This is a genomic window from Microbacterium sp. EST19A, from assembly GCF_019969685.1.
In the GTDB taxonomy this organism is placed as follows: domain Bacteria; phylum Actinomycetota; class Actinomycetes; order Actinomycetales; family Microbacteriaceae; genus Microbacterium.
Window position 1 is genome coordinate 44199 of the sequence record NZ_JAHXYZ010000002.1, and the last position, 26872, is coordinate 71070.

Genomic DNA, 26872 nt, shown 5'->3' on the forward strand with positions numbered 1-26872 from the left:
ATTGCACCGTCTTCGCGACGATCCCGTCGCCTGATCTGGAGGTCCCACCATGGCCGGACACCACACCAAGGGCATCATCGATCCCCCCATCGACAACCTGCTCGACCGCGTCGACTCCAAGTACGAGCTCGTGATCTACGCCGCCAAGCGCGCGCGCCAGATCAACGACTACTACTCCGACCTGCACGAGGGCAACCTGTTCGACAACGTCGGCCCGCTCGTCGACTCCTCGGTCGAGGACAAGCCGTTGACGATCGCTCTGCACGAGATCAACGAGGACAAGCTCCGCCTGCGTCACGCAGAGTGATATTCCGACCGCGCACGCCGCTCTGTCGGCGGCGCGGTCCAGAATGGGTGCTGCACCCCTCCCACCATCCATCCCCGTTCTGGAGCAACCGATGAGCGCCCTGCGTCTGTTCACGTCCGAGTCCGTCACCGAAGGGCACCCGGACAAGATCTGCGACCAGATCTCGGACAGCATCCTCGACGGACTGCTCGCGAAGGACCCCGGCTCCCGTGTGGCCGTCGAGACGCTCGTCACCACAGGCCTCGTGCATGTGGCGGGCGAGATCCGCACCGAGGCGTACGTCGACATCCCGACGATCGTCCGCCAGGTCGTGAACGGCATCGGCTACACCTCCAGCGAGACCGGCTTCGACGGCGACTCGTGCGGTGTCAGCGTCTCGGTCGGCGAGCAGTCGACCGACATCGCGCACGGCGTCGACAGCGCGCAGGAGCACCGCGACGGCTCGTCCGTCGACCCGCTCGACGCGCTCGGCGCGGGCGATCAGGGCATCATGTTCGGCTTCGCGACGAACGAGACGCCGCAGCTCATGCCGATGGCCGCCTGGACGGCGCATCGCATCGCCGAGCGCCTCACCGAGGTGCGCCGCAGCGGCCTGTTGCCGTTCCTCCGCCCCGACGGCAAGACCCAGGTCACGCTCGGCTACGACGGCTTCACGCCGAAGACCGTCGATGCCGTGGTGCTCTCGACGCAGCACCACCCCGACATCTCGCAGGACGAGCTGAAGGCGCAGGTGCGCGAGCACGTCATCGATCCGATCCTCGCGACGACCGGTCTCGACCTCGGTGACGTCACGCACTACATCAACCCCGCGGGTCCGTTCGTCACGGGCGGCCCGAAGGGCGATGCGGGCCTCACCGGTCGCAAGATCATCATCGACACCTATGGAGGAGCGGCTCGCCACGGCGGCGGCGCCTTCAGCGGCAAGGACCCGTCGAAGGTCGATCGCTCCGGCGCCTACGCCACGCGCTGGGTGGCGAAGAACGCCGTGGCCGCGGGCCTGGCCGACCGGCTCGAGGTGCAGGTCGCCTACGCGATCGGCGTCGCGCGGCCCGTCGGTCTCTACGTCGAGACCTTCGGCACCGGCAAGGTGACCGACGAGGCCATCATCAAGGCCATCGAAGACGTCTTCGACCTGCGTCCGCAGGCGATCATCGAGCAGCTCGATCTGCTGCGGCCCATCTACGCGCAGACCGCGGCGTACGGTCACTTCGGCCGCGAGCTGCCCGATTTCACGTGGGAGCGGACCGACCGCGTGGAAGAGCTTCGCCGCGCTGCCGGGCTCTGATGCGGGCCCGGTCGTCATGACGGGCGAGAGCCGACGCATCGCGCGCGTGCTCCTCGATTCACCGCTGCCGCAGCTCGACCGCCTCTTCGATTACGCGCTCCCCGCGGAGTTCGGCGATGTGCCGCTCGGCGTGCGCGTGCGCGTGCCGCTGCGCACCGCGGGACGGGTGATCGATGGGTACGTCGTCGACATCGATACCGAGGACGACGCCGACCGGGCCCTGTCCGAGGTCGACAGCATCGTGTCGGAGGTGGCGGTGCTTCCCGAGCGGCTGCATCGCCTCGCGCGCCGGGTCGCGGACCGGGCCGCGGGTTCCGCCTCGGACGTGCTGCGACTCGTGATCCCCAAGCGGCAGGTGCGGGTCGAGAAGGCCTGGACCGCCGAGAGCCCCGTCCCGGTCGTGGACGAGGATGCCGCTGCCCGGGCGCAGGAGATCCTCGACGCGTACGACGGCCTCGCCGCGGTGCTGGACGGAAGCGGGCGTGCCGCCGTCGAGGCCATCCCGCAGCTCCGCGACGGCGCAGAGGGTTGGTCCCTGCTCCTGGCCGCCGCTGCGGCACGGCTGCTGGCGTCGGGAAAGTCGTCGATCCTCATCGTCCCCGACCATCGCGACCTCGATCGCCTGCTGACCACTCTCGACGGGCTCGTACCGGGGGACGCCGTCGTGCGTTACGACTCCCGGCAGACGAACCCCGATCGCTACCGCGGCTTCCTGCGCACGCTCGAAGAGGCGCCGTGCATCGTCGTCGGCAACCGTTCCGCGGTCTACGCGCCGGTCCAGGCGGGGCTCGTGGCCATCTGGGACGACGGCGACCCGTTGCTCGGCGAACAGCTCGCGCCCTACGTGAACGCGCGGGATGCGGCGCTGCTCCGGCAGGAGCTCGAGCAGTCGGCGCTGCTGTTCGCGGGGCACACCCGCACCACCGACGTCGAGCGGCTGGTCGCGCACGGCTGGCTGGACGATGTGCGCGCCGCGCGCCGCGTGCTTCCGAAGGTCGTGCTCAGCACCCCGCAGGAGATGGAGCAGCCGGCCGGGCAGCGGATGCCGTCCTCGGCGTTCCTCGCCGCGCGCACCGCCGCCGCCGAAGGGCCCGTGCTGGTGCAGGTGTCGCGCCCGGGATTCTCCCCGTCGCTCGTCTGCGCGGAATGCCGTGCGCCCGCGCGCTGCCCGCATTGCGGCGGTCCGCTCGGCGCCCGTCACCGCGGCGCCGTCCCGGTGTGCGGATGGTGCGGTCGCAGCGCCCAGGCGTGGGCGTGTCCCTTCTGCTCGTCGACGAAGCTCCGCCTGGCGTCGTCCGGGAGCGAGCGCACCGCGGATGAGCTCGGACGTGCGTTCCCCGGCATCCGCGTGATCGTCGCCGACGGAGCCCACCCCGTCGAACGCGTCGACGCCAAGCCCGCACTCGTCGTGGCGACACGCGGCGCCGAGCCGCTGGCCGTCGGGGGATACCGCGCGGTCGTGCTCCTCGACGGACCGCGGATGCTGCAAGCACCCGATCTGCGCATCGGGGAGGCGTGTCTGCGCTGGTGGTCGAACGCCGCGGCCCTCGCAGCCCCCGGCGCACCGATCCACCTCGTCGGTGTGAGCGGTGCGGTGGGGATGGCTCTCGCCACCTGGAACCAGGCGGGATACGCGCGCGCGGAGCTCGAGAGCAGGGCGCCGCTCCACATGCCGCCGACGACGCGCGTGGCCCTGGTCGAGGGCTCGGCCGCCGCTGTGTCACGCGCCCTCATCGCGCTCGGGGAGCTCGCCCTGCCCTCCGACGCGGTGCTCGGGCCGGTACCCGTCGAATCCGACGACCTGCCTCCGCGCGTGCGCGCGCTCGTGCGGTTCGAGTACGGTGCCGGCAGCCGCGTCGCCACGGTGCTCCGTGCCGCCGTCGTCGCTGAGGCCGTCAATGGGCGGCGCGGCAAGGCCCGCAACACGAAGAGCACTCTCACGGTGCGCCTCGATATCCTCGATCCAGAGCTCTGACCCTTCCGGAGAACCTTCATGCGCCTCGTCTTCGCCGGCACACCCGCTGCTGCCGTGCCCACCCTGCGACGTCTCGCGACGCTGCACGAGATCGTCGCGGTCGTCACCCGACCCGACGCACCGCTCGGTCGAAAGCGCGTGCTCACTCCCTCGCCGGTCGCCCAGGCGGCAGAGGAGCTCGGCCTTCCCGTGATCCGGGCCGCGCGTCTCGACGCCGATGCCACGGCGCAGATCGTGGCGCTCGCACCCGAGCTGGGTGTGATCGTGGCGTACGGCGGACTGGTGCGCGAGCCGCTGCTCTCGGCGCCGGACGTCGGCTGGATCAACCTGCACTTCTCTCTGCTTCCCGCGTGGAGAGGCGCCGCGCCGGTGCAGCGCGCGCTCATCGCGGGAGACAGCGTTCTCGGTGCCAGCGTCTTCCAGCTCGTTCCCGAGCTCGATGCCGGCGACGTCTTCGCGATGCGCACGATCGACGTCGCCCCGGCCGCCACGGCCGACCAGGCACTGGAAACCCTCGCGCAGGACGGCGCCGAGCTGACCGCAGAGGTGGTCGCCTCGATCGCCGACGGCTCCGCCCGTGCCGAGCCGCAGCAGGGAGAGCCGACCCTCGCCCCGAAGCTGACGCTCGACGACGGGCTGCTCGACTGGTCGCAGACCGTGGATGAGCTGTTCGCGCGCTTCCGCGGCGTGACCCCCGAGCCCGGCGCGCACACCACCATCGACGGCCAGCGACTGAAGATTCTCGAGGCAGCGTCGGCACAGGACGCGGATTCGCTGGAGCCCGGCCTCATCAGCAGCACGAGATCTGCGCTGCTGTTCGGCACGGCATCCGCTCCGCTCGCCGTCACCCGCGTGCAGCCTGCGGGCAAAGGTGCGATGAGCGCCGTCGACTGGTGGCGCGGGCAACGCGACACGGAAGGGCTGCGTGCCGGATCATGAGCCCGTCAGAGCAAGGAAGATCGGCACGTCGTCCCGCGGGTCGATCGGGTGGCGAGGCCCGTCCGTCGAACCGCGGGGAGCGCACCGGTGGTCGCGGCCCCGACCGCGCCGTGCAACCGGCGAGACGCGTCGCCTACGATGTGCTGCGCGCCGTCTCCGATTCCGATGCCTACGCCAACCTGCTGCTGCCCACGGCCATCGCCGAGGCCGGGCTCACGCCGCAGGACGCGGCACTGGCCACCGAGCTGACCTACGGCACCCTGCGGCGCCGCGGGCTCTACGACGCGATCATCGCGGCGGCGGCCGATCGGGCGACCGACAGCATCGATCCGGCCGTCCTGGATGCGCTCCGCCTCGCCGTGCACCAGCTGCTGGCGACCCGCGTCGCCTCCCACGCCGCGGTCAACGAGTCGGTGAACCTGGTGGCGACGACCGTCGGACGCGGAGCATCGAGCTTCACGAACGCCGTGCTCCGCCGCATCGCCCGGGAGACCCCGGGGGAATGGCAGGAGCGGATCGAGAAGGATGCCCGCTCCGACGACGAGCGGCTCGCGCTGCGATCGGCCCATCCCGTCTGGATCATCCGCGCGATGCGCCGTGCTCTCGCGGCCGAGGGGCGTGTCGACGAGCTCGAGGCGCTTCTGGAGGCCGACAACGTCTCGCCGGAGGTGACGCTCGTGGCGCTGCCGGGGCTCGCGGAACCCGTCGAGCCCCGTCGCCCCTTCGCGGCCACCGCCTTCGCCTCGCCGGGCGGCGATCCGCGACGCTCCGTCGAGGCGTCGGGCGGAACCGTCCGGGTCCAGGACGAGGGTTCTCAGCTCGTGGCGCTGGCTCTGGCCGAGGCGGCGCCGATCCGCGCGGGGGAGCGGTGGCTCGATCTGTGCGCCGGCCCCGGCGGCAAGACCGCCCTGCTCGCCGCGATCGCCCGACAGCACGACGTGATCCTCGAGGCCAACGAGATCGTCCCGACGCGCGCGCGCCTGGTGCGCAACGCCCTGCGCGCGGTTCCCGGCGAGGTCGTGGTCCACGAACAGGACGGTCGCGAGCTCGCCGCGACCAGGGCCGGAGTCTTCGACCGCATCCTCGTCGACGCACCGTGCACCGGGCTCGGCGCGCTGCGCCGCCGTCCCGAGGCCCGCTGGCGGAAGTCGCCGGCCGATGTCGCCGAGCTCGTACCGCTGCAGGTGGACCTGCTGACGGCCGCCCTCGACGCGCTCGCGCCGGGTGGCATCGTCGCCTACGTCACGTGCTCACCGCATCTCGCGGAGACGGTCGGCGTGGTGCAGGAAGTGCTGCGCGACCGCACCGACATCACCGAGCTCGATGCGCGCGCCGTCCTCACGGACGTCGCGCAGTCGCCGATCGACCTCGCCGAAGACGGCCGGGCGGGGTCGGGCAGCGCTCAGCTCTGGCCGCACCGGCACGGCACCGATGCCATGTTCCTCGCGCTGCTGCAGCGCACGGACGCCCCGAACACGTCAGTGAAGGAAGACTAGGACCGTGGAACTTCCCCGCGCCCCGCGCATCAACCCCAGCATCCTGGCCGCCGATTTCGTGAACATGCAGGCGGATCTCGCCCGCATCGCATCGGCCGACTTCGCGCACGTCGACGTGATGGACAACCACTTCGTGCCGAACCTCACGTTCGGACCTCAGATGGTGGAGCGGATCCAGGCCACCAGCCCGATCCCGCTAGACGTGCACCTCATGATCACGGATCCCGACCAGTGGGCTCCCGGATACGCGGAGCTGGGCGCCGCCAGCGTGACCTTCCACCTCGAGGCCGCGGCCGATCCGATCGCGCTCGCCCGACGTCTTCGTGACATCGGCGCCCGGGCGGGCATCGCCATCAAGCCCGATACGCCCGCGGAACCGCTGTTCTCGGTGCTCGAGGAGTTCGACCAGATCCTCGTCATGACCGTCGAGCCAGGATTCGGCGGTCAGGGTTTCATGCCCGAGACCATGCCGAAGCTGCGCGCTCTTCACGATGAGGCACGTCGACGCGGCTCGCAGGTGTGGCTGCAGGTCGACGGCGGCATCTCCGACAGCACGATCGAGATGGCCGCGGCCGCCGGTGCCGACACGTTCGTCGCGGGTTCGGCCGTCTACGGTGCCGACGACATCGAGGCCGCCGTCACTCGGCTCAGGGACCGCGCACGAGCCGGTAGCCTGGAGGGGTGAAGACATTCGACGAGCTGTTCGCCGAGCTCAGCGTCAAGGCCGAGACCCGACCCGAGGGTTCCCGCACCATCGCGGAGCTCGACGGCGGCGTGCACACCATCGGCAAGAAGATCGTCGAAGAGGCCGCCGAGGTGTGGATGGCATCGGAGTACGAGTCCGACGAGGCCGCCGCCGAGGAGATCTCGCAGCTGCTCTACCACCTGCAGGTCATGATGCTCGCGAAGGGTCTCAGCCTGCAGGACGTCTACCGACATCTGTGATGCGCTCCGTTCCGATCCCCTCGAACTGAAAGCCATCCATGCTGCGCATCGCCGTTCCCAACAAGGGCTCGCTCTCCGAGACCGCCGCCGACATGCTCGCGGAGGCCGGCTACGCCGGTCGGCGCGACCCGAAGACCCTGCACGTCATCGACGCCGAGAACGACGTCGAGTTCTTCTTCCTCCGCCCGAAGGACATCGCGACCTACGTCGGATCGGGTGCGATCGACGTCGGCATCACCGGGCGTGACCTCCTCCTCGATGCCCGGATGCCGGGCGCACGCGAGATCGAGGCGCTCGGTTTCGCCGGCTCCACCTTCCGCTTCGCCGCGCCCTCCGGCCGCTACACCGACGTCTCCGAACTCGACGGGCTGCGCATCGCGACCTCGTATCCCGGGCTCGTCGACGCCTTCCTCGACGAGCGCGGCATCGCGGTCGACCTGGTGCCGCTCGACGGCGCCGTGGAGTCCGCCGTGCGCCTGGGCGTCGCGGATGCCGTCGCCGACGTCGTGGAGACCGGCACGACGCTCCGCCAGGCGGGGCTCGACGTGTTCGGCCCCGTGATCCTCGAGTCGGAGGCCGTGCTCATCGCGGGTCCGGTCGACGCCGACGGCTCCGAGACCCTGCTGCGCCGGCTGCGCGGGGTGATGGTGGCACGTCGCTTCGTGATGATCGATTACGACCTGCCCGTCGCGCTGCTCGACGACGCCGTGAAGATCGCCGGCGGCGTCGAGTCACCGACGGTCTCGCCGCTGCGCGACCCGGAGTGGGTGGCGGTGCGCGTCATGGTCGCCCGGACGCGAGTCAACCACGTGATGGACGAGCTGTACGCGCTGGGCGCTCGCGCGATCCTCGTCACCGCCATCCACAACGCGAGGCTCTGATGACTCTCGCCAGCCGCGTGATCCCGTGTCTGGACGTCGCCGACGGACGCGTCGTCAAGGGTGTCAACTTCGAGAACCTCCGCGACATGGGCGACCCGGTCGAGCTCGCCCGCCACTACGCGGCGCAGGGCGCCGACGAGATCACCTTCCTCGACGTCACCGCGACGGTCGACGCGCGGGCCACGACCTACGACGTGGTGCAGCGCACGGCCGAGCAGGTCTTCGTGCCGCTGACGGTCGGCGGGGGAGTGCGCAGTGTCGAAGATGTCGCGCGGCTCCTGTCGGTGGGTGCCGACAAGGTCGGCGTGAACTCGGCAGCCATCGCCCGCCCCGAGCTGCTCGGCGAGATCGCGGACCGCTTCGGTGCGCAGGTGCTGGTGCTCTCGCTCGACGTGAAGCGGGCGGATACGACGCCGTCGGGGTTCGTCGTCACCACGCACGGCGGACGCACCCAGACGACGCTCGACGCCCTCGACTGGGCCCGCGAGGCCACGGAGCGCGGGGCGGGAGAGCTCCTCGTCAACTCGATCGACGCCGACGGCACCAAGGACGGCTTCGATCTCGAACTCGTGCGGCTCATGCGAGAGGTCGCGACCGTGCCCGTGATCGCCTCCGGCGGCGCCGGCAAGGCCTCGGACTTCGCGCCCGCCATCAAGGCCGGAGCGGATGCCGTGCTCGCCGCGAGCGTCTTCCACACCGGAGCCCTCACGGTCGGCGACGTCAAGGATGCGCTGCGCGCGGAAGGAGTGCTGGTCCGATGAGTGTCGAGGAGCGCATCGCTCAGGTCGTCTTCAACGCGGACGGCCTGGCGCCGGTGATCGTGCAGCAGTGGGACACGCATGAGGTGCTGATGCTCGCCTGGGTCGACGCCGAGGCGCTGCGCCGCACCCTCACCACGGGGCGGGCGACCTACTGGTCGCGCTCCCGCCAGGAGTACTGGCGAAAAGGAGACACGTCGGGCAACATCCAGGTCGTGCACGAGGCGCGTCTCGACTGCGACGGCGACGCCATCCTCCTGAAGGTGGCCCAGACCGGCCCCGCCTGCCACACCGGCACGCGCACCTGCTTCGACACGAACGACCTCGAGGCGACCGAGGGCGCGGCGGACCAGTGAGACTAGCGCAGCGCGGTCGCTCCCTCTCCGTCTCCGGCTTCCTCCTCGCCGGTGCGATCGGCATCATCTCGTCGACGCAGACCTGGCTGACCGTCGAGAGGGCGGATGGCGGCGAGGCGATCCTCGTTCCCGGAGCGTCCGCGCTCGTGCTCCTCGCGCCGCTGAGCCTGGCGGTGCTGGCGCTCGGAGCCGCGCTGTCGATCGCCGCCCGGGTTCTCCGCGTCGTCTTCGCGGTGCTCGCCGGAGCGGCATCCGTACTGCTCGGCTGGTCGACGATCCAGATGCTCTCGTCGCCGATCGGCTCGGTCGGTCCGGCGGTGACCGAGGCCACGGGTCTCGCGGGCGGAGACGCCCTCGGTGACGTCGTCGCGGCGGTCGCGCCGACCGCGTGGCCCGTCATCGCCCTGGTCGGGTGGGTCATCCTGCTCGCGGCATCCGTCTTCGTCCTGCTGACCTGGCGGGGCTGGAAGGCCGGTGGCCGACGGTACCGCACCGACGCATCCGAGACCGCCCCCCGCGACGGCCCCGTCGACGCGGTCGACTCGTGGGACGAGCTGTCCCGCGGAACCGATCCGACGCGGTGACCCCGATAGACTGAACACGACCCGCACGTCGTCCCCCGGAGGAGAACATGACCAACCCGATCGCCGACCCCGGCCACGGACACTCGCCTGCGGCTTGGACCGCTGTCGTGATCATGCTCGTCGGCTTCACCGCCGGCACCGTCGCGTTCTGCTTCGAGCAGCCGACCCTCGTCTGGATCTCCGCGGCTCTCATCCCGATCGGCGCGATCGTGGGCTGGGTGCTGTCCAAGGCCGGTTACGGCGTGAAGGGCCCCAAGTACTCGCCGAAGGCGCACTAGTGGTCCTCGCCGACCTGACGGCCGGCGCTGTCGAAGACGCCGAGCGTCGCTCTCTGGCGCGCCCTCTCGCCGTCGTCGAACGCGAGGCCCTCGCGCGCCCCGCCGCGAAGGACGCGCTGTCGTTCCTTGCGCCTGCCGCGCAGGTGAAGATCATCGCCGAGGTGAAGCGCGCGAGCCCGTCGCGCGGCGCTCTGGCGGAGATCCCCGATCCCGCCCTCCAGGCTTCTCTGTACGAGACCGGGGGAGCCTCCGCGATCAGCGTCCTCACCGAGGAGCGCCGATTCGGCGGCAGCCTCGCCGACCTCGAGGCGGTCACCGCGCGGGTCTCGCTCCCGGTGCTGCGCAAGGACTTCATCGCCACCCGCTACCAGGTGCTCGAGGCCCGCGCCGCGGGAGCAGACCTCGTGCTGCTCATCGTCGCCGGACTCGAGCCCGCGGTGCTGCAGGATCTGTTCGGCTTCATCACCGAACTCGGCATGACGCCTCTCGTGGAGACGCACGCGGCCGATGAGCTCGAAGCGGCGATCGACCTCGGTGCTCCGCTCATCGGCGTGAACGCCCGCGACCTGAAGACCCTCCAGCTCGACCGCGACCTCTTCGGCCGCCTGGTCGAGCGCATCCCCGAGACCGCGGTGAAGATCGCCGAGTCGGCCGTTCTCACTCCGGCCGACGTGGTGCATTACCGCTCCGCCGGTGCGGATGTCGTCCTGATCGGCGAGGCGCTCGTCACCGGCGACCCCGTCGCCACTCTGAAGAGCTTCCTGGAGGCATCGTGAGCCTGCGCGACCAGCACGGACCGTACTTCGGCGATTTCGGCGGACGTTACATGCCCGAGTCGCTCATCGCGGCGATCGACGAGCTGACGGTCGCCTACGAGGCGGCAGTCGCCGATCCGGCTTTCCGTGACGAGCTCGCCCATCTGCTGACCTCCTACGCGGGGCGACCCTCCATCATCACCGAGGTGCCGCGATTCGCCGAGCATGCCGGCGGCGCACGGGTCTTCCTGAAGCGTGAAGACCTCAACCACACCGGCTCGCACAAGATCAACAACGTTCTCGGCCAGGCCCTGCTCACCAAGCGGCTCGGCAAGACCCGCGTGATCGCCGAGACCGGCGCCGGTCAGCACGGTGTGGCCACGGCCACCGCCGCGGCCCTGTTCGGGCTGGACTGCACGATCTACATGGGCGAGGTCGACACCGAGCGCCAGGCGCTCAACGTGGCCCGGATGCGCCTGCTCGGCGCCGAGGTCGTCGCCGTCACCTCCGGTTCGCGCACACTCAAGGACGCGATCAACGACGCGTACCGCGACTGGGTCGCATCGGTCGAGACGACCAACTACATCTTCGGCACCGCGGCGGGGCCTCACCCGTTCCCGGCCATGGTTCGCGACTTCCAGAAGATCATCGGCGAAGAGGCGCGTGCCCAGCTGCTCGACGAGGTCGGTCGCCTCCCTGACGCGGTCTTCGCCTGCGTCGGCGGCGGTTCCAACGCGATCGGCATGTTCGACGCCTTCCTCGACGATGAGAGCGTCAAGCTCTACGGCGTCGAGGCAGCCGGCGACGGTGTCGACACCGACCGGCACGCGGCATCGATCGAGCGCGGTCGCCCCGGTGTGCTGCACGGCTCGAAGACCTACGTGCTCCAGAACGAAGACGGTCAGACGATCGAGTCGCACTCGATCTCCGCCGGTCTGGACTACCCGGGCGTCGGTCCCGAGCACTCCTGGCTCGCCGACATCGGGCGCGCCGAGTACATCCCGGCCACCGACGACGAGGCCATGCAGGCACTGCGTCTGCTGAGCCGTACCGAGGGAATCATCCCGGCGATCGAATCGGCTCACGCTCTCGCCGGCGCGCTGCGCGTCGGACAGGAGCTCGGCCCCGACGCGATCATCGCCATCTGTCTCTCCGGGCGCGGCGACAAGGACATGGACACGGCCGCCCGCTACTTCGAGCTGTACGACGAAGCCGCGCTCGCGCACGACGTCGCCGAGGAGACTGCCGAAGAAGAAGCGGCCTCGAAGGGGGAGCCCGAGCTATGAGCCGCGTCGAACAGGCGATCGCCGCCGCGCACGCCGACGGCCGCAGCGTCTTCGTCGGGTACCTGCCTGTCGGCTTCCCCGACCTCGAGACGAGCATCCAGGCCGCGATCGCCCTCGCTGAGAACGGCGCCGACATCATCGAGCTCGGCCCGCCGTACAGCGACCCGGTGATGGACGGCGCGATCATCCAGGAGGCGACGACCCAGGCGCTGGCCGCCGGCTTCAAGACCGCCGATCTCTTCACGGCCCTGCGAGCGATCACCGCCGCCACGGATGTCCCGGTCCTCGTCATGACGTACTGGAACCCGGTGCTGCAGTACGGCGTCGATCGCTACGCCGACGAGCTGCTCGCCGCCGGCGGGGCCGGGCTGATCACGCCCGACATCACGCCGGAGGTGGCCCAGGAGTGGATCGCTGCGAGCGAGCGCACCGGTCTCGACCGCGTGTTCCTCGCCGCACCGACCTCGTCGGATGAGCGCCTCGACCTGGTCGTGAAGTCGTCCACCGGCTTCGTCTACACGGTCTCCACCATGGGCATCACGGGGGAGCGCGCCGAACTGGACCGCGCCGCCCGCACGCTCGTCGCCCGCCTCCGCGCACACGGCGCCACCCGCGCCTGCGTCGGCATCGGCATCTCCACGGCAGAGCAGGTCGCGGGCGTCTCCGAGTACGCCGACGGCGCGATCGTCGGCACCGCGCTGGTGCGTGCACTGCGCGACGGCGGCATCCCCGCCCTCGCCGAAGTCACCCGAAACCTGGCCTCCGGCACGTCGTCGGCACGCCCCGATCACGAGAACTAGAATCGCACTCATGTCCCTCGCGCTCCACAGCACCTTCAACGGCGTGCTCGCCAGCATCCCGAGCCCCACCGTGTCGTACTTCGACCTGGGCCCGATCCGGATCCACTTCTACGCTCTGTGCATCATCGCCGGCATCATCGCCGCCGCGCTGATCACCAACCACCGCCTCACCAAGCGCGGTGCAGAGCCGTGGGTCGTGATCGACATCTCGATCCTGGCCGTGCCGATCGCGATCATCGGTGCGCGCATCTTCCACGTTCTCACCCACCCGAACTTCTACTTCGGCGAGGGCAGGAACACCTGGAATCCGTTCGAACCGGGATCCGTCTGGGCAATCTGGGAGGGTGGCATCGCCATCTTCGGCTCGCTCATCGGCGGCGCGCTCGGCGCCTACCTGGGCTGCAAGTGGACCGGCATCCGCTTCTGGACGTTCGCCGATGCGCTGGCGCCGGGTCTCCTACTCGCGCAGGCCATGGGCCGCTTCGGCAACTGGTTCAACAACGAGCTCTTCGGACTGCCCACCGACCTGCCGTGGGGCCTCGAGATCCCGTCCGACAACTCGGCCTTCCCTCCCGGCCTGCCGGAGGGGACGCTCTTCCACCCCACATTCCTCTACGAGGTGCTCTGGAACGGGCTCGGCGTGCTCGTGCTGCTGTGGCTCGGCCGCAAGCTGTTCTTCCAGTGGGGTCGCCTCTTCGCGATCTACCTCATCTGGTACGGCGCAGGGCGTGTCGTGTGGGAGTCGATCCGCATCGACCCGAGCGAGATCATCCTCGGGCTCCGCAGCAACGTCTGGGCGGCGATCCTCGGCATCGTCGTCGGTATCGCGATCCTCATCGTGCAGACCCGCCGTCATCCGGGTCTCGAGCCGTCGCCGTACAAGCCGGGCCGCGGACGGACCGACCAAGACGCTGATGTAGAATCGCAGGACAATCCCTCTGACTTCGTGGACCTGAGCGAGCCTCCGGCAGAAGAAGTCACCGCAGGAGCCAGCGCCACAAGCGTCGCTCCCACGGACGCGGAAGGCTCTCGATAGCCTCCAGTTCCGTGAGGAACCCCACGCATCCACCCGGCCAATGACGTCCCCGGGTCATCTTGAAGATCTGAGGACGGTACCGCATGGCATCGAGCGACCTCCGCGCACCCGTCGGGTTGAACTTCCCGGCCAAGCAGGGCATGTACAACCCGGCGTTCGAGAAGGACGCCTGTGGCCTCGCCATGGTGGCGACGCTGCGCGGCACGGCAGGGCACGACATCATCGCGCTGGCGCTGCAGGCGCTGCGCAACCTCGAGCACCGCGGTGCGATCGGGTCGGATGCCGGTACCGGAGACGGTGCGGGCATCCTCACGCAGATGCCCGACGAGTTCCTGCGCGCCGTCACCGGATTCGAGCTGCCTCCGGTGGGGGAGTATGCCGCGGGACTGGCGTTCCTGCCGCGCGACTCGAGCGTCCGGCGTGAACAGAAGGCCGGCATCGAGAAGATCGCCCGCGCCGAAGGTCTCCGTGTCCTCGGCTGGCGCGAGGTTCCCACGGCCAACGACAACCTCGGCAAGCTCGCCGATGAGGCGCGCCCCGCCTTCGAGCAGCTGTTCGTGAGCGCCGGCGGCGCGACCCATGCGCAGGCCCCGCTGACCGGCATCGCGCTCGACCGTGTCGCCTACCGTCTGCGCAAGCGCGCTGGCCACGAGCTCGGCGCCTACTTCGTCTCGCTCTCCAGCCGTACCCTCGGCTACAAGGGCATGGTCACGACCCTGCAGCTCGAGCCGTTCTATCCCGACCTCCAGGACGAGCGCTTCGCCTCGGAGCTCGCCGTGGTGCACTCCCGGTACTCGACGAACACCTTCCCCTCGTGGCCGCTCGCGCAGCCGCTGCGGATGCTCGCGCACAACGGCGAGATCAACACGGTCGGCGGAAACCGCAACTGGATGCGCGCGCGTCAGTCGCAGCTCGAATCCGAGCTGCTCGGCGATGTCACCCCGCTCCTGCCCATCTGCACCGACGGCGCGAGCGACTCGGCGTCGTTCGACGAGGTGCTCGAGCTCCTGACCCTCACCGGCCGGAGCCTGCCGCACGCCATCATGATGATGGTGCCCGAGGCGTACGAGAAGCAGGCCGACATCACGCCGGAGCTGCGCTCCTTCTACGAGTACCACTCGAACCAGATGGAGCCGTGGGACGGCCCGGCCGCCCTCATCTTCACCGACGGCACGCTCGTCGGCGCCACGCTCGACCGCAACGGCCTGCGCCCGGGTCGCTGGACGGAGACCACCGACGGCCTCGTCGTCATCGGCTCGGAGACCGGCGTGCTCACGTTCGAGCCGGAGCGCATCAAGCGCCGCGGCCGCCTGCAGCCCGGCAAGATGTTCCTCGTCGACACGGCGCAGCGCCGCATCGTCGAGGATCAGGAGATCAAGCGCGACCTCTCCACGATGCACCCATGGCAGGAATGGCTGGATGCCGGTGCCGTGCGTCTCGCCGACCTCCCGGAGCGCGAGCACATCGTGCACCCGCCGGCATCGATCACCCGCCGCCAGCGCACGTTCGGCTACACCGAGGAGGAAGTCCGCATCCTGCTGACCCCGATGGGGCAGACGGGCGTGGAGCCTCTCGGGGCGATGGGCTCAGACACCCCGATCGCCGTGCTCAGCAAGCGTCCGCGCCTGCTGTTCGACTACTTCACGCAGCAGTTCGCGCAGGTGACGAACCCGCCGCTGGACTCCATCCGCGAAGAGGTCGTCACGAGTCTCAAGCTCGGCCTCGGCCCGGAGAGCAACCTGCTCTCGTGGGGTCCCGAGCACACGCGCACCGTCTCGCTGGACTTCCCGGTGATCGACAACGACGAGCTCGCGAAGATCCGGCACATCGACAAGGCCCTTCCCGATCGGTCGAGCGTCACGATCCGCGGCCTGTACCACTTCGACGCCGGTCCCGAGACGCTGCGCAACCGGCTCGACGAGATGTGTGCCGAGGTCGACGAGGCGATCGAGAACGGCGCGGAGTTCATCATCCTGTCCGACCGCGACTCGAACAAGGACCTGACGCCGATCCCGTCGCTGCTCATGGTCTCGGCGATCCACCACCACCTCATCCGCCGCGAGAACCGCATGAAGGTCGGTCTCATCGTCGAGGCGGGTGACGTGCGCGAGGTGCACCACGTCGCGACCCTGATCGGCTACGGCGCCTCGGCGGTCAACCCGTACCTGGCCATGGAGACGGTCGAGCATCTCGTCCGCACCGGCTACATCACCGGCATCACGCCGGAGAAGGCCGTCAAGAACCTGATCTACGCGCTCGGCAAGGGCGTGCTCAAGATCATGTCGAAGATGGGCATCTCCACGGTCTCGTCCTACGCCGGAGCGCAGGTGTTCGAGGCCGTCGGACTCGGCCAGGAGTTCATCGACGCCTACTTCACCCGCACCGAGTCGAAGCTCGGCGGGATCGGCATCGAAGAGATCTTCGCCGAGAACCAGGCACGCCACGACTACGCCTATCCGGAGGACGCCGCAGCCCGCGCGCACGAGCGCCTCTGGACGGGTGGCGAGTACCAGTGGCGTCGCGACGGCTCTCCGCACCTCTTCAACCCGGAGACCGTCTTCAAGCTGCAGCACTCGACGCGCACCCGCCGGTACGACATCTTCCGCGAGTACACCAAGCTCGTCGACGACCAGGCCGCCGAGCTCAAGACGCTGCGCGGACTGTTCAACCTGCGCACCGGCACCCGCAAGCCCGTTCCGCTGGACGAGGTCGAACCGGTGTCCTCGATCGTGAAGCGCTTCTCGACGGGAGCGATGAGCTACGGCTCGATCTCCCGCGAGGCGCACGAGACGCTCGCGATCGCGATGAACAGCATCGGCGGCAAGTCGAACACCGGTGAGGGCGGCGAAGACACCGACCGCCTGGTCGATCCGGAGCGTCGCAGTGCGATCAAGCAGGTCGCCTCCGGTCGCTTCGGCGTCACGAGCCTCTACCTCACCGAATCGGACGACATCCAGATCAAGCTCGCACAGGGTGCCAAGCCCGGCGAGGGCGGGCAGCTGCCGCCGACCAAGGTGTACCCGTGGGTGGCGCGCACGCGCCACGCGACCGCCGGCGTGGGGCTCATCTCCCCGCCGCCGCACCACGACATCTACTCGATCGAAGATCTCAAGCAGCTCATCTTCGACCTCAAGAGGGCCAACCCCGAGGCGCGCGTCCACACGAAGCTGGTGAGCCAGTCCGGCATCGGTGCGGTCTCGGCCGGTGTCGCGAAGGCCCTCAGCGACGTCATCCTCGTCTCCGGACACGACGGCGGCACGGGCGCGAGCCCGCTGAACTCGTTGAAGCACGCGGGAACGCCGTGGGAGCTCGGCCTGGCCGAGACGCAGCAGACCCTGATGCTGAACGGCATGCGCGACCGTGTGGTGGTGCAGGTCGACGGACAGCTCAAGACCGGCCGCGACGTCATCATCGGCGCGCTGCTCGGTGCGGAGGAGTTCGGCTTCGCCACGGCTCCGCTCGTGGTGAGCGGCTGCATCATGATGCGCGTCTGCCACCTCGACACCTGCCCGGTGGGCGTCGCGACGCAGAATCCCGCGCTCCGCGAGCGGTTCACCGGCAAGCCGGAGTTCGTCGTGAACTTCATGGAGTTCATCGCCGAAGAGGTGCGCGAGCTGCTCGCTGAGCTCGGATACCGGTCGATCGACGAGATCGTGGGCCGGGCGGACCTCCTCGAGACGAACGCCGCGGTCGACCACTGGAAGACGGACGGACTCGACCTGAGCCCGATCCTCGACGGTCCGGTGTTCCCGGCAGGGGAACCGCGTCGCAGCGGCCGCACGCAGGACCATGAGCTCGAGAAGCACTTCGACGTCCAGCTGATCGACATCGCGAAGGGTGCACTGCTGAACGGCGAGCCCGTCGTGGTCGAGCTCCCGATCGCGAACACCGAACGGGCCGTCGGCACGATGCTCGGTCACCAGGTGACGTCGCGGCACGGTGCTGCCGGCCTTCCCAAGGAGACGATCGACGTCACCCTGCACGGAACGGCCGGGCAGTCGCTCGGCGCCTTCCTGCCGCCGGGGATCGTGCTCCGCCTGGAAGGCGATGCCAACGACTACGTCGGCAAGGGTCTGTCCGGCGGAGACATCACGATCCGTCCACCCCGGGGTTCGTCCATCGCGCCGCACGAGAACGTGATCGCCGGCAACGTCATCGGCTACGGTGCGACGTCGGGAACTATGTTCCTCTCGGGTGTCGTGGGGGAGAGGTTCCTCGTGCGCAACTCGGGAGCGACCGCGGTCGTCGAGGGTGTGGGAGACCATGCGCTCGAGTACATGACCGGCGGTCTCGCCGTGATCCTCGGTTCGACGGGGCGCAACTTCGGCGCCGGCATGTCCGGTGGCGTCGCCTATGTGCACGCGCTGGACACCGCCAAGGTGAACGCGCAATCCCTGGGCAGCGGAGAGCTTCTGCTCGAGCAGCTGGACCGCGCCGACCTCGAGGTGCTGCGGAGCCTGCTCACGGCACACGTCGAGCGCACCGCGTCGCCGCGTGCAGCCGAACTCCTCGAGCGCTTCGAGGAGACCGCGACCGAGTTCGTGAAGGTGCTTCCCCGTGACTTCGCCGCCGTGCGGAGCATGCGCGAGGAAGCGCTGGCCGAGGGGATCGACCCCGACGGCGACATCGTGTGGAACCGCATCCTGGAGGTGACCGGTGGCTGATCCCAAAGGCTTCATGAAGGTGACCGAGCGGGAACTTCCCGCACGACGTCCGGTGCCGGTGCGCATCATGGACTGGAAAGAGGTCTACGAGCCCGGCGACAAGGCCGTGCTCCGACGCCAGGCCGGCCGCTGCATGGACTGCGGCGTGCCGTTCTGCCACTCGGGCTGCCCGCTGGGCAACCTGATCCCGGAGTGGAACGACCTGACGTGGCGCGGTGAGGGCCGTGCCGCCATCGAGCGCCTGCACGCCACGAACAACTTCCCGGAGTTCACCGGCCGGCTCTGCCCCGCACCGTGCGAGAGCTCGTGCGTGCTCGGCATCAACCAGCCGGCCGTCACGATCAAGCAGATCGAGGTCTCGATCATCGACGAGGCCTTCGCGAAGGGCTGGGTCGAGCCCGAGCCGCCCGAGCGCCTCACCGGCAAGACCGTCGCGGTCGTCGGTTCCGGCCCCGCCGGCCTCGCCGCCGCCCAGCAGCTCACGCGCGCCGGTCACACCGTCGCGGTGTTCGAGCGCGATGACCGCATCGGCGGACTCCTGCGCTACGGCATCCCGGACTTCAAGATGGAGAAGGGGCAGCTCGAGTCGCGCCTTCGCCAGATGCAGGAGGAGGGCACCCGCTTCCGCGCCGGTGTCGAGATCGGCAAGGACATCTCCTGGGCCGACCTGCGGGCGCGTTACGACGCGGTCGTGATCGCGACCGGTGCCACCGTGCCCCGCGACCTCCCGATCCCGGGCCGCGACCTCGACGGCGTGCACTTCGCCATGGAGTACCTCGTGGAGTCCAACCACGCGGTCGCCGGCGACAAGGTCACCGACCAGATCACCGCGGAGGGCAAGCACGTCATCGTGATCGGCGGCGGCGACACCGGCGCCGACTGCATCGGAACCGCGCACCGTCAGGGCGCGCTGAGCGTGACGAACCTCGCGATCGGCAAGCAGCCCGCGTCCGAGCGTCCCGACCACCAGCCGTGGCCGATGATGCCGACCCTGTTCGAGATGGCCTCCGCACACGAGGAGGGCGGCGAGCGGATGTTCCTCGCCTCCACCGTCGAGTTCCTCTCGAACGACGTGGGCGAGGTGACCGCACTCCGCGTCGCCGAGACCGAGTTCGTCGACGGACGCCGCGTCCCCAAGAGCGGGACCGAGCGGGAGATCCCCGCCGACCTCGTGCTGATCGCGATGGGCTTCACCGGGCCCGAGCAGGACGGCTACACCGAGGACACCCTCCCTCAGGTCACCGACCGCGGTTCGTTCCGCCGCGACTCCGGCTACGAGTCGACGGTTCCCGGCGTGTTCGTCGCCGGAGACGCCGGTCGTGGACAGTCGCTCATCGTCTGGGCGATCGCCGAAGGGCGCGCCGCGGCCGCGAACGTCGATCGCTTCCTCATGGGCACCACCGTGCTTCCCGAGCCCGTGCGTCCGCATGATGTCGCGATCGGACTCCAGCCCGCGTAGGCTGAGCGGCGGCACCGTCGCCTGATTCACCTTCCCCCACTTCCATTCAGGAGAATTCTGTTGAGACGCGCGAAAATCGTCGCCACCCTGGGCCCCGCCACCTCCACCTATGAGACGGTGCGCGCACTGATCGATGCGGGGGTGGATGTCGCACGCCTGAACCTCAGCCACGGCGACTACTCCGTGCACGAGAACAACTACGCCAACGTGCGTCGCGCCGCGGACGACGCCGGTCGCGCCGTCGCCATCCTCGTCGACCTGCAGGGACCGAAGATCCGCCTCGGCAAGTTCGAGAACGGACCCTACGAGCTGGCCGTCGGCGACATCTTCAAGATCACCACCGAAGACATCATCGGCAACAAGGACATCTGCGGCACGACCTTCAAGGGTCTGCCCCAGGACGTCAAGCCGGGCGACTTCCTGCTCATCGACGACGGCAAGGTCCGTGTCGAGGTGGTCGAGACCGACGGCGTGACCGTCACCACGAAGGTCATCGTCGCCGGTGCCGTCTCCAACAACAAGGGCATCAACCTGCCCGGTGTCGCCGTCAACGTCCCCGCCCTGAGCGAGAAGGACGAGGACGACCTCCGCTGGGGTCTGCGCATCGGCGCCGACCTCATCGCGCTGTCGTTCGTGCGCAACGCGTCCGATGTGACCCGCGTGCACGAGATCATGGCAGAGGAGGGCGTCAGAGTCCCCGTCATCGCCAAGGTCGAGAAGCCGCAGGCCGTCGACGCGCTCGAGGAGATCGTCGACGCGTTCGACTCCATCATGGTCGCCCGAGGCGACCTCGGCGTCGAGCTCCCGCTCGAGGCCGTGCCGATCGTGCAGAAGCGCGCCGTCGAGATCGCCCGCCGCATGGCCAAGCCGGTCATCGTCGCGACGCAGATGCTCGAGTCGATGATCAACAGCCCGGTGCCGACCCGCGCCGAGACGTCCGATGTCGCGAACGCCGTGCTCGACGGTGCTGACGCGGTCATGCTCTCCGGCGAGACCAGCGTGGGCGACTACCCGGTCGTGGTCGTCGAGACGATGGCCCGCATCATCGAGTCCACCGAGGAGCACGGCCTGGAGCGCATCGCGAAGCTCACGACCAAGCCGCGCACGCAGGGTGGAGCGATCACCCTCGCCGCCCTCGAGGTCGCCGAGTTCGTCGACGCGAAGTTCCTCTGCGTGTTCACGCAGTCGGGTGACTCCGCCCGTCGTCTCTCGCGTCTGCGCTCGCGCATCCCGATGCTGGCGTTCACGCCGGAGCCCGACATCCGCCGCCGCATGGCGCTGACCTGGGGCATCCGCTCCACGCTGGTCGACATGGTGCAGCACACCGACCTCATGTACCTGCAGGTCGATGACTATCTGCTGGGGAACGGCCTGGCCCAGGAAGGGGACAAGGTCGTCGTGATCTCCGGTTCCCCTCCCGGAATCGTGGGCTCCACGAATGACATCCGCGTCCACAAGGTGGGCGATGCCGTGAACGGCGCCGCACCGATCTACAAGGAAGCCACCGTCTGATCGCGGTGACGATCGCCGAGGGGCGGGACTTCGGTCCCGCCCCTCTGTCGTCGGTATCGGGTAGCTTTACCGCCATGGGACAATCGAGCCGACGACCCGATCCCGTGATGCCCCTGGTGATGACATCAACCCGTTGAAGGCTCTCGGCTGGTGGATCGCCGACTACGTGTATGCCGGGTACTGGCAGCTCAGGGCTTCCCTCGGGCGCTCCGACGCGGCGTCGTTCTCTTCGGGCGATGCGGCGCACATCGTCGTGCTTCCCGGGGTGTACGAGACGTGGCGGTTCATGCAGCCGCTCATCACGGCGCTGCATGCGCGCGGCCATCCCGTGCACGTGGTCGATGTGCTCCGGCGGAATCAGCGACCGGTGGCCGAGATGGCCGAGCAGGTCGCCGACTTCCTCCAGGCGAACGACCTGCGCGATGTCATCCTCGTCGCGCACAGCAAGGGCGGCCTCGCCGGCAAGCTCGTCATGACGGGTCCCGCTGCCGGGCGCGTGCGCTCGATGCTCGCGATCGCGACGCCGTTCGGGGGTTCCCGGTACGCACGGAGGATCCCGCTGCGCACGCTGCGCGCGTTCTCACCGGAGGACCCGTCGATCGTGGGTCTCGCCCGGCAGCTCGAGGTCAACGCGCGGATCGTCTCGATCTACGCCGATTTCGACCCGCACATCCCGGAGGGGAGCGAGTTGGCGGGAGCGAAGAACGTCCGACTCGACACCGGAGGGCACTTCCGCATCCTCGCCCATCCGCGGGTCCTCGCCGAGCTCGCGGTGCTGGCGGAGTAGGCGTTCCTCGACTCAGGACGTGAGCTTGCGCAGCGCCGCACCGCGGTGCGCCGCACGATCTCCTGACTTCTCGGACTCGACGATGAACGAGGGCTCGTCAGCGGATGCCGTGAACTTCTGTTCTGCGAAAGTGAAGTCGCGCGTTCTCCGTTCGACGACGGTCCCGCGAGTGCGGCCCTGCGACGTGTTCCAACTGACGCGATCTCCGACGACGAAGTCCTTCATCTGCTCAGGCTAGAGAGCGTCGGTGCAGAGAGACATGGGGTTGACGCCGCCACGGGAGAGAGGTCAGCCGCAGTTCCCCGCGGGTGTGCGCCCATCGCCCAGAGTCGGTAGCCAGAGCAGCAGATCCGGGAGCGCGGCGTAGGCGGCCAGTCCGTGATCGATGTCCGGGTAGGTGTGGAACGTGACATCCGCCTTCTGGGAGCAGAGCAGCTTCACATAGCCCTCGGTCGCGCTCGGGCGCACCAGTTGGTCGGCCTCGCCCTGACCGACGAAGACGGGCACGGTCACGGGCTGCCCGCCCGCGCTGTTCTCCTCCAGCAGGGTCTTCCACGGCTCGGTGGTGGCCGGGTCGCTGGTCACGTAGCCGCCGACGAGCGGGTCGGCGATCGCATGGAGTTCCTTCGTCTGCGTGAGCAGGCAGAGCTCGGCCATCTCGGGGGTGGCCTTCACCCCGGCGGGAGTGAGTATCGCCGTGATCTCGTCCGCGGTGTACCGGTCGGCGTAGGCGACCGTGTAGGCGGGGATGGCGAGCGAAGCGATCGTCACTCCGGAGAGGTCGATGATGTCATCGGTCATCAGCGCGTTCAGATTCGCCGCCGGCGCTGCGACCGCGACACCCTGCAGCTTCAGCTCAGGGGCGTACGACGATGCCCGCTCCGCCGCGAAGAGCGCCGCCTGACCTCCCTGCGAGTGCCCCCAGAGGACGACGCGATCGCTGATGTCCGCGCCGTCGATCGTGCGCGCCGCACGCACGATGTCCAGCACGCTGTTCGACTCGGGCACGCCGAGAAGATACGACGACTGCCCATCGACGCCGAGGCCGGGGTAGTCGGTCGCGGCGATGGCGTACCCCTCGGCCAGCAGCTCGTGAAGTCCCTCGATGTACTGGAAGGGATCGAGGCCGAGTGACGGTGCGCATTTCGCCGCAGCCCCCGTCGTGGGGTGCGCCCAGGAGATCACGGTCCGACCGCCGTCGGGAGCAGGGCCGTCCGGCACGATCACGACACCGGAGACCGGCACGTCGTCGCCCGCGAGATCAGTCGAGTGGTAGATCACGCGCCAGGCGGTCGAACCCGCCGGTGCGCTCGCGATCGGCTCGATGCGGATGATCTCGCCCGGATCTCCCGTCGGTGCGGGGGAGGGCAGCGTGTAGAACGCCGGATCGGTCTTGAGGTCGGCCTGACCTTCGAAGTAGCGTCGGGCGAATTCCGCGGCCGCGAGTCCGAGTACGACGACGAGAATCGCCGCGATGATCAGGAGGGTTCGCCGCATCCGTCGTGGTCGGCGAGTGTGCGCCGCAGGCGCGCCGGAGTTCATAGGGACTTTTCTATCGCACTGCGGCCGTGGGCGGAAGAACTCCGCCCACGGTCATCTGACTGCTGCTCCTGCAAAGGTGTGGTGACGGGCTCGTCCAGGCTATGACTTCAGCCTGGACAGAGCCGTTGGCGCGTCAACTTCACTGCATGAGGTGATGTGAGACCGCAATGAAATCCTCGAACACAGGCGTCCCCGGCCGCCCGATGTATCCACTTCACGCGCAGTTTGTCTACCTGTCCCGCAGTCCTATCTCTTATATGACGGATCGCGTAGTGTCTCGTAAATGCCCTGTCTGCTGAGTCGCCTCTCGTGAGGCAAACATGAAATGGCGAAGCATGCTGTTTCTCGCATGTGTCTTCGCCGTTAGTCTGGCAGTGCTCATCGCGTCACACTATGGTGATGATGCAGCATGGATTGTGCAGCACTTGCCCGCGACAGTCGGCAGTGGTGCCGTTCTCTGGCAGATTCAAACGACCTTTCTTTCAGTGGGGTTCGCCGGACTAGCCATCGCCGCGCAACTCTTCGCCGAAACTCCGCTTGCGGTTGGCGCATCCCGCGGGAGAGTTCTTGACTACATGGGGGCCGGCCAGTTCGTAGGGGTCGGACTGGTTGCCAACGCCCTCATAGCCATCGAGTCGATCTGGTTGCCGAGTGAGTTCGGAATCGTGATCGTTGCGCTCGCTTGGTTTGCACCGACGGTCGCACTCCTCGTCCGATCGGTAGTGCGGCTTGTTCGTCTTTTCGGGCGTCCATCTCTGCTGGACGAGGTCGTTCGCGCGTCTCTCGTAGAGACGATTCTCACACGCCTTACTGATGCTTCAGGGAAGTACGCATCAGCGAAGAACGACGCTGATGCTCTGCTTGAGTGGGACGGATCGCTCGGTGCGGCGGACCGATCCTCGATTACACTCAGCGTTCCCATCCACGAGGGTGGGAGGGTGATCAGAGCCCTAAGGCCGAAGGCTGTTCGCCAAGCCATTGAATCGCTGGCTCTGCGGGCCACCGAGTACGAGCCAGTCGAGGACGAAGAGGTCCTTGAGTACGCGCCGCCGCGTGTGACCCTCGCAGCAGATATCGGCGAGCGAACCCGGTTCGGACAGACCGCATTTAGAGTGATTACTTCGCGTCCGCTCGACGATCAAACGGCGGCTCGTGTTACGCGCCTTCTCCAATCCAGCATTTCGTTTGAGCCGCGGGAAGCGGTAACCGCATACGAGGAATCAGATAGAGAGATCTCCAGCCTGAAGGACGCAACGAGCACCAATCTCCGGGCGGGAGCGTTTGCGACGGCGGAGCGAGCGCTGGATCTCCTTGGCAATGTCATCCGAGAAGTATGGATGGCGGAGTTGCCTGCGGAAACATCGTGGCAAGCTTCGCGCGCGCGGCGGCGATGGCTCTTCGGCAGCATCGGCGATGTCGAACAGGACGCCCTCCTATCGTCTCGTGCGGCCGGCATGTTCGTGTCCGCCGCGATGAAGCGCGCGGTGGAGGCTCCTCGAGCAGACTCGACTAGCTACGTCGATGAATGCCTGCGGAGCTTCACCAGGATGTGGTTCGAGATTCTCCGGCACGGCAGCGACAACTTCGATGTGGCCCGGGCGCGGATCATTCTTGACATCCAGAACTTGGCGATGTTCACGTTTGCGTCTGACCAGGATGGGGGGGACCTCCAGGCGAGAGGTGTGTGGGCAATGGTCGAATTAGTGAAGCTGGCTTTGGATGCAAAGCGGCCCGACGCTGCTCGCGCAGCAGGAGAAGAGCTTGAAGGTCTATTTGAGTTTGTTCGCGAAGGTGCAGGGCGCACTCACGTACGCGCAGGTCAGCTCGTCCTATCAGCATGGTTGGACTACCTTGCGGAGAAGAGGGATGAGCGCGACCCATCGGATCCTGCCCTGCATAAGCTGCTGACTCCGCGCGGCAGCTGGAGCGAGATCATCACGGCGCGCCACGTAGTCGACAGCGAGCAGGTTCCCTTCAGTCGGTGGGATTCGTGGGAAATGAAGTCTGGCAACTCGGGACGCGCTCAGGTGCTTGAACTCTCGAACTTCATCGATCATGCTCAGCTGGCGGCCATGGCGAGTTCATACGGACCCCTTCCAGATGCAAGTAGCCAGGACATCGCTGCCGAATACGAACGGCTTATTGCGTTGCTTTCCGACAAGAAGAACTTGAGTGTCCAAGAAAGAGCCTTGCTGGATCAACTCAGCTCGGCGGTCGCCAAGTGGAACGAGAACGAAGACGCCCGACTTGCAGATGAACCGCTGGCCGTGTCGCGGATCGAGAAACTCCGACTCGCTCTCCGCGAGACGTTGATGGATCACTCCCGCCTTGCGGATACTCTGCCGGTTGACGATGATCTGCCCCTCTTGGCCGTCGACACTGAGGAGGGAGGTCGCGCAGATGCATCGCGCCCGATCCTCGGAATGAACTTCCGTGTGTCTCGGCACTATCTTGTCGACAAAATCTTCAACCAGACTTATGCAGATCCGGGGGAGCTCGGGCGGGTGATCGCGCGGGGGTTCATCGAGGGCGAGAACGCGAAGATTCTTGCAGAGCTTCGAACATTGGACCCTCTTTTGAAGGCTCCGTCATCCTCGGCGATTGCAGGAACGATCATGACGCTCGGCGATCAAGCAAAGTATCACGTGCTGGTGACCCCCTTTGGGGGTCTGATAGACGTGCAGGGCTGGCACTCCCCGGAGTTCCGAGAGGCGTTGACGTTGGTGCGGCACATCGAAACTTCGATGCTTGACGGAGAAGCGATCCTATTCGATTCTCGGTCCACACTGCGGTCGCTTCGCAAGCCCGAGGAAAAGGATGGTCTCGCTCCCGTCGCAGACACCTCAATCTCGCTTGGAGTTTTTGAGGATGACGATGACAGTGCTGAGCCTCGTGTGCGCATTGAGACCGGAGAGTACTTTGTGGTCTGGGCTGGCGATGCACCAAGCGTGACTCTCTTCGGAGGCGAGTCGGAGGTCAACCAAGCGGAATAGCATCAACCGCCAGCGCCCAGCAACAGATTGGTATGAGCTTGCCCGTGGATCACGACCGTCTACTCTCCGGGCCTTCTGGGCGAGTATCGTCAGGCGTCGCCTGTTTGGGTGCCGGCGGTGGGACTCGAACCCACACGCCCTTTCGGACAAAGCATTTTGAGTGCTCCGCGTCTGCCATTCCGCCACGCCGGCTCGTGTGTCGCGCCTTCGACTTTAGCGCAGCGGATCCCGAGG

Annotated in this window: 23 protein-coding genes and 1 tRNA gene; 21 read left to right on the forward strand and 3 right to left on the reverse strand. The window is 68.2% G+C overall.

The genetic code is table 11. From position 1 onward, the window contains the following. Nucleotides 1–49 precede the first annotated feature (49 nt). The 20 genes from rpoZ to LC452_RS10250 all read left to right on the forward strand — a co-directional run bounded on the left by rpoZ (nt 50) and on the right by LC452_RS10250 (nt 22103). The gene (gene rpoZ / locus LC452_RS10155) at nt 50–307 is read left to right on the forward strand and encodes a DNA-directed RNA polymerase subunit omega (RefSeq protein WP_116634940.1); all 258 of its coding nucleotides are present in this window, start codon (nt 50–52) and stop codon (nt 305–307) included. Nucleotides 308–398: 91 nt separating this feature from the next. Next, nucleotides 399–1592: a methionine adenosyltransferase gene (gene metK, locus LC452_RS10160; protein WP_223624822.1), complete on the forward strand. Its 1194-nt coding sequence runs from the start codon at nt 399–401 to the stop codon at nt 1590–1592. 16 nt (nt 1593–1608) lie between these two features. Next, nucleotides 1609–3567: a primosomal protein N' gene (locus LC452_RS10165; RefSeq protein ID WP_223624824.1), complete on the forward strand. Its 1959-nt coding sequence runs from the start codon at nt 1609–1611 to the stop codon at nt 3565–3567. Nucleotides 3568–3585: 18 nt separating this feature from the next. Then, a complete protein-coding gene (gene fmt, locus LC452_RS10170) occupies nt 3586–4506 on the forward strand; it encodes a methionyl-tRNA formyltransferase (RefSeq protein ID WP_223624825.1) in 921 nt (306 codons plus the stop codon). Then, nucleotides 4503–6002, forward strand: a complete 1500-nt coding sequence (locus LC452_RS10175) for an RsmB/NOP family class I SAM-dependent RNA methyltransferase (RefSeq protein ID WP_223624827.1) — start codon at nt 4503–4505, stop codon at nt 6000–6002. The genes fmt and LC452_RS10175 overlap by 4 nt, the downstream gene beginning before the upstream one ends. 4 nt (nt 6003–6006) lie before the next feature. Next, on the forward strand, nt 6007–6687 hold the full coding sequence (rpe, locus tag LC452_RS10180) for a ribulose-phosphate 3-epimerase (RefSeq protein WP_223624829.1): 681 nt from the start codon (nt 6007–6009) through the stop codon (nt 6685–6687). After that, nucleotides 6684–6947: a phosphoribosyl-ATP diphosphatase gene (locus LC452_RS10185; RefSeq protein ID WP_136055777.1), complete on the forward strand. Its 264-nt coding sequence runs from the start codon at nt 6684–6686 to the stop codon at nt 6945–6947. Before rpe ends, LC452_RS10185 begins: the two co-directional genes overlap by 4 nt. Before the next feature lie 38 nt (nt 6948–6985). Continuing rightward, nucleotides 6986–7828 carry an ATP phosphoribosyltransferase gene (hisG, locus tag LC452_RS10190; protein ID WP_223624831.1) on the forward strand — a complete coding sequence of 281 codons (843 nt, stop codon included), beginning with the start codon at nt 6986–6988 and terminating at the stop codon, nt 7826–7828. Beyond that, complete coding sequence (gene hisF, locus LC452_RS10195) at nt 7828–8589, forward strand: imidazole glycerol phosphate synthase subunit HisF (RefSeq protein ID WP_223624833.1); 762 nt, start codon at nt 7828–7830, stop codon at nt 8587–8589. The genes hisG and hisF overlap by 1 nt, the downstream gene beginning before the upstream one ends. Continuing rightward, nucleotides 8586–8942 (forward strand): phosphoribosyl-AMP cyclohydrolase, encoded by a 357-nt coding sequence (hisI, locus tag LC452_RS10200; RefSeq protein WP_223624835.1) that lies wholly within the window; start codon nt 8586–8588, stop codon nt 8940–8942. Before hisF ends, hisI begins: the two co-directional genes overlap by 4 nt. Further along, nucleotides 8939–9526, forward strand: a complete 588-nt coding sequence (locus LC452_RS10205) for a Trp biosynthesis-associated membrane protein (RefSeq protein ID WP_223624837.1) — start codon at nt 8939–8941, stop codon at nt 9524–9526. Before hisI ends, LC452_RS10205 begins: the two co-directional genes overlap by 4 nt. Nucleotides 9527–9573: 47 nt before the next feature. Then, nucleotides 9574–9804: an HGxxPAAW family protein gene (locus tag LC452_RS10210; RefSeq protein ID WP_223624840.1), complete on the forward strand. Its 231-nt coding sequence runs from the start codon at nt 9574–9576 to the stop codon at nt 9802–9804. After that, complete coding sequence (gene trpC, locus LC452_RS10215) at nt 9804–10580, forward strand: indole-3-glycerol phosphate synthase TrpC (RefSeq protein WP_223624842.1); 777 nt, start codon at nt 9804–9806, stop codon at nt 10578–10580. The genes LC452_RS10210 and trpC overlap by 1 nt, the downstream gene beginning before the upstream one ends. Beyond that, nucleotides 10577–11845: a tryptophan synthase subunit beta gene (gene trpB / locus LC452_RS10220; protein WP_223624844.1), complete on the forward strand. Its 1269-nt coding sequence runs from the start codon at nt 10577–10579 to the stop codon at nt 11843–11845. The genes trpC and trpB overlap by 4 nt, the downstream gene beginning before the upstream one ends. Then, nucleotides 11842–12645 carry a tryptophan synthase subunit alpha gene (trpA, locus tag LC452_RS10225; protein WP_223624846.1) on the forward strand — a complete coding sequence of 268 codons (804 nt, stop codon included), beginning with the start codon at nt 11842–11844 and terminating at the stop codon, nt 12643–12645. Before trpB ends, trpA begins: the two co-directional genes overlap by 4 nt. A 10-nt stretch (nt 12646–12655) precedes the next feature. Beyond that, the gene (gene lgt / locus LC452_RS10230; RefSeq protein WP_223624848.1) at nt 12656–13681 is read left to right on the forward strand and encodes a prolipoprotein diacylglyceryl transferase; all 1026 of its coding nucleotides are present in this window, start codon (nt 12656–12658) and stop codon (nt 13679–13681) included. An 83-nt stretch (nt 13682–13764) separates the two neighbouring features. Beyond that, on the forward strand, nt 13765–18345 hold the full coding sequence (gene gltB / locus LC452_RS10235; RefSeq protein WP_223624850.1) for a glutamate synthase large subunit: 4581 nt from the start codon (nt 13765–13767) through the stop codon (nt 18343–18345). Next, nucleotides 18338–19804, forward strand: coding sequence for a glutamate synthase subunit beta (locus LC452_RS10240; protein ID WP_223624853.1), 1467 nt, complete (start codon nt 18338–18340; stop codon nt 19802–19804). Before gltB ends, LC452_RS10240 begins: the two co-directional genes overlap by 8 nt. 60 nt (nt 19805–19864) lie before the next feature. Next, nucleotides 19865–21316 (forward strand): pyruvate kinase, encoded by a 1452-nt coding sequence (gene pyk / locus LC452_RS10245; RefSeq protein WP_223624855.1) that lies wholly within the window; start codon nt 19865–19867, stop codon nt 21314–21316. Between the two features lie 133 nt (nt 21317–21449). Then, on the forward strand, nt 21450–22103 hold the full coding sequence (locus LC452_RS10250) for a triacylglycerol lipase (RefSeq protein WP_223624857.1): 654 nt from the start codon (nt 21450–21452) through the stop codon (nt 22101–22103). A gap of 12 nt (nt 22104–22115) precedes the next feature. Here LC452_RS10250 and LC452_RS10255 read toward each other — a convergent pair whose 3' ends face one another. Continuing rightward, a complete protein-coding gene (locus LC452_RS10255; protein WP_223624859.1) occupies nt 22116–22328 on the reverse strand; it encodes a DUF2945 domain-containing protein in 213 nt (70 codons plus the stop codon). Nucleotides 22329–22391: 63 nt separating this feature from the next. Beyond that, a complete protein-coding gene (locus LC452_RS10260; protein ID WP_223624861.1) occupies nt 22392–23645 on the reverse strand; it encodes an alpha/beta fold hydrolase in 1254 nt (417 codons plus the stop codon). 335 nt (nt 23646–23980) lie between these two features. Between LC452_RS10260 and LC452_RS10265 the strand changes: the two genes are divergently transcribed. After that, the gene (locus tag LC452_RS10265; protein WP_223624863.1) at nt 23981–26638 is read left to right on the forward strand and encodes a hypothetical protein; all 2658 of its coding nucleotides are present in this window, start codon (nt 23981–23983) and stop codon (nt 26636–26638) included. Nucleotides 26639–26747: 109 nt separating this feature from the next. Here LC452_RS10265 and LC452_RS10270 read toward each other — a convergent pair. Next, nucleotides 26748–26830: transfer RNA gene (locus tag LC452_RS10270), tRNA-Leu, on the reverse strand. Nucleotides 26831–26872: the final 42 nt, after the last annotated feature.

Excerpts from the sequence above, each read along its gene's own strand:
- rpoZ (WP_116634940.1), top strand. The coding sequence starts at position 50 with ATGGCCGGACACCACACCAAGGGCATCATCGATCCCCCCATCGACAAC.
- metK (WP_223624822.1), top strand. The coding sequence starts at position 399 with ATGAGCGCCCTGCGTCTGTTCACGTCCGAGTCCGTCACCGAAGGGCAC.
- LC452_RS10165 (WP_223624824.1), top strand. The coding sequence starts at position 1,609 with ATGACGGGCGAGAGCCGACGCATCGCGCGCGTGCTCCTCGATTCACCG.
- fmt (WP_223624825.1), top strand. The coding sequence starts at position 3,586 with ATGCGCCTCGTCTTCGCCGGCACACCCGCTGCTGCCGTGCCCACCCTG.
- LC452_RS10175 (WP_223624827.1), top strand. The coding sequence starts at position 4,503 with ATGAGCCCGTCAGAGCAAGGAAGATCGGCACGTCGTCCCGCGGGTCGA.
- hisG (WP_223624831.1), top strand. The coding sequence starts at position 6,986 with ATGCTGCGCATCGCCGTTCCCAACAAGGGCTCGCTCTCCGAGACCGCC.
- hisF (WP_223624833.1), top strand. The coding sequence starts at position 7,828 with ATGACTCTCGCCAGCCGCGTGATCCCGTGTCTGGACGTCGCCGACGGA.
- hisI (WP_223624835.1), top strand. The coding sequence starts at position 8,586 with ATGAGTGTCGAGGAGCGCATCGCTCAGGTCGTCTTCAACGCGGACGGC.
- LC452_RS10210 (WP_223624840.1), top strand. The coding sequence starts at position 9,574 with ATGACCAACCCGATCGCCGACCCCGGCCACGGACACTCGCCTGCGGCT.
- trpA (WP_223624846.1), top strand. The coding sequence starts at position 11,842 with ATGAGCCGCGTCGAACAGGCGATCGCCGCCGCGCACGCCGACGGCCGC.
- lgt (WP_223624848.1), top strand. The coding sequence starts at position 12,656 with ATGTCCCTCGCGCTCCACAGCACCTTCAACGGCGTGCTCGCCAGCATC.
- gltB (WP_223624850.1), top strand. The coding sequence starts at position 13,765 with ATGGCATCGAGCGACCTCCGCGCACCCGTCGGGTTGAACTTCCCGGCC.
- LC452_RS10255 (WP_223624859.1), bottom strand. The coding sequence starts at position 22,328 with ATGAAGGACTTCGTCGTCGGAGATCGCGTCAGTTGGAACACGTCGCAG.
- LC452_RS10260 (WP_223624861.1), bottom strand. The coding sequence starts at position 23,645 with ATGAACTCCGGCGCGCCTGCGGCGCACACTCGCCGACCACGACGGATG.
- LC452_RS10265 (WP_223624863.1), top strand. The coding sequence starts at position 23,981 with ATGCTGTTTCTCGCATGTGTCTTCGCCGTTAGTCTGGCAGTGCTCATC.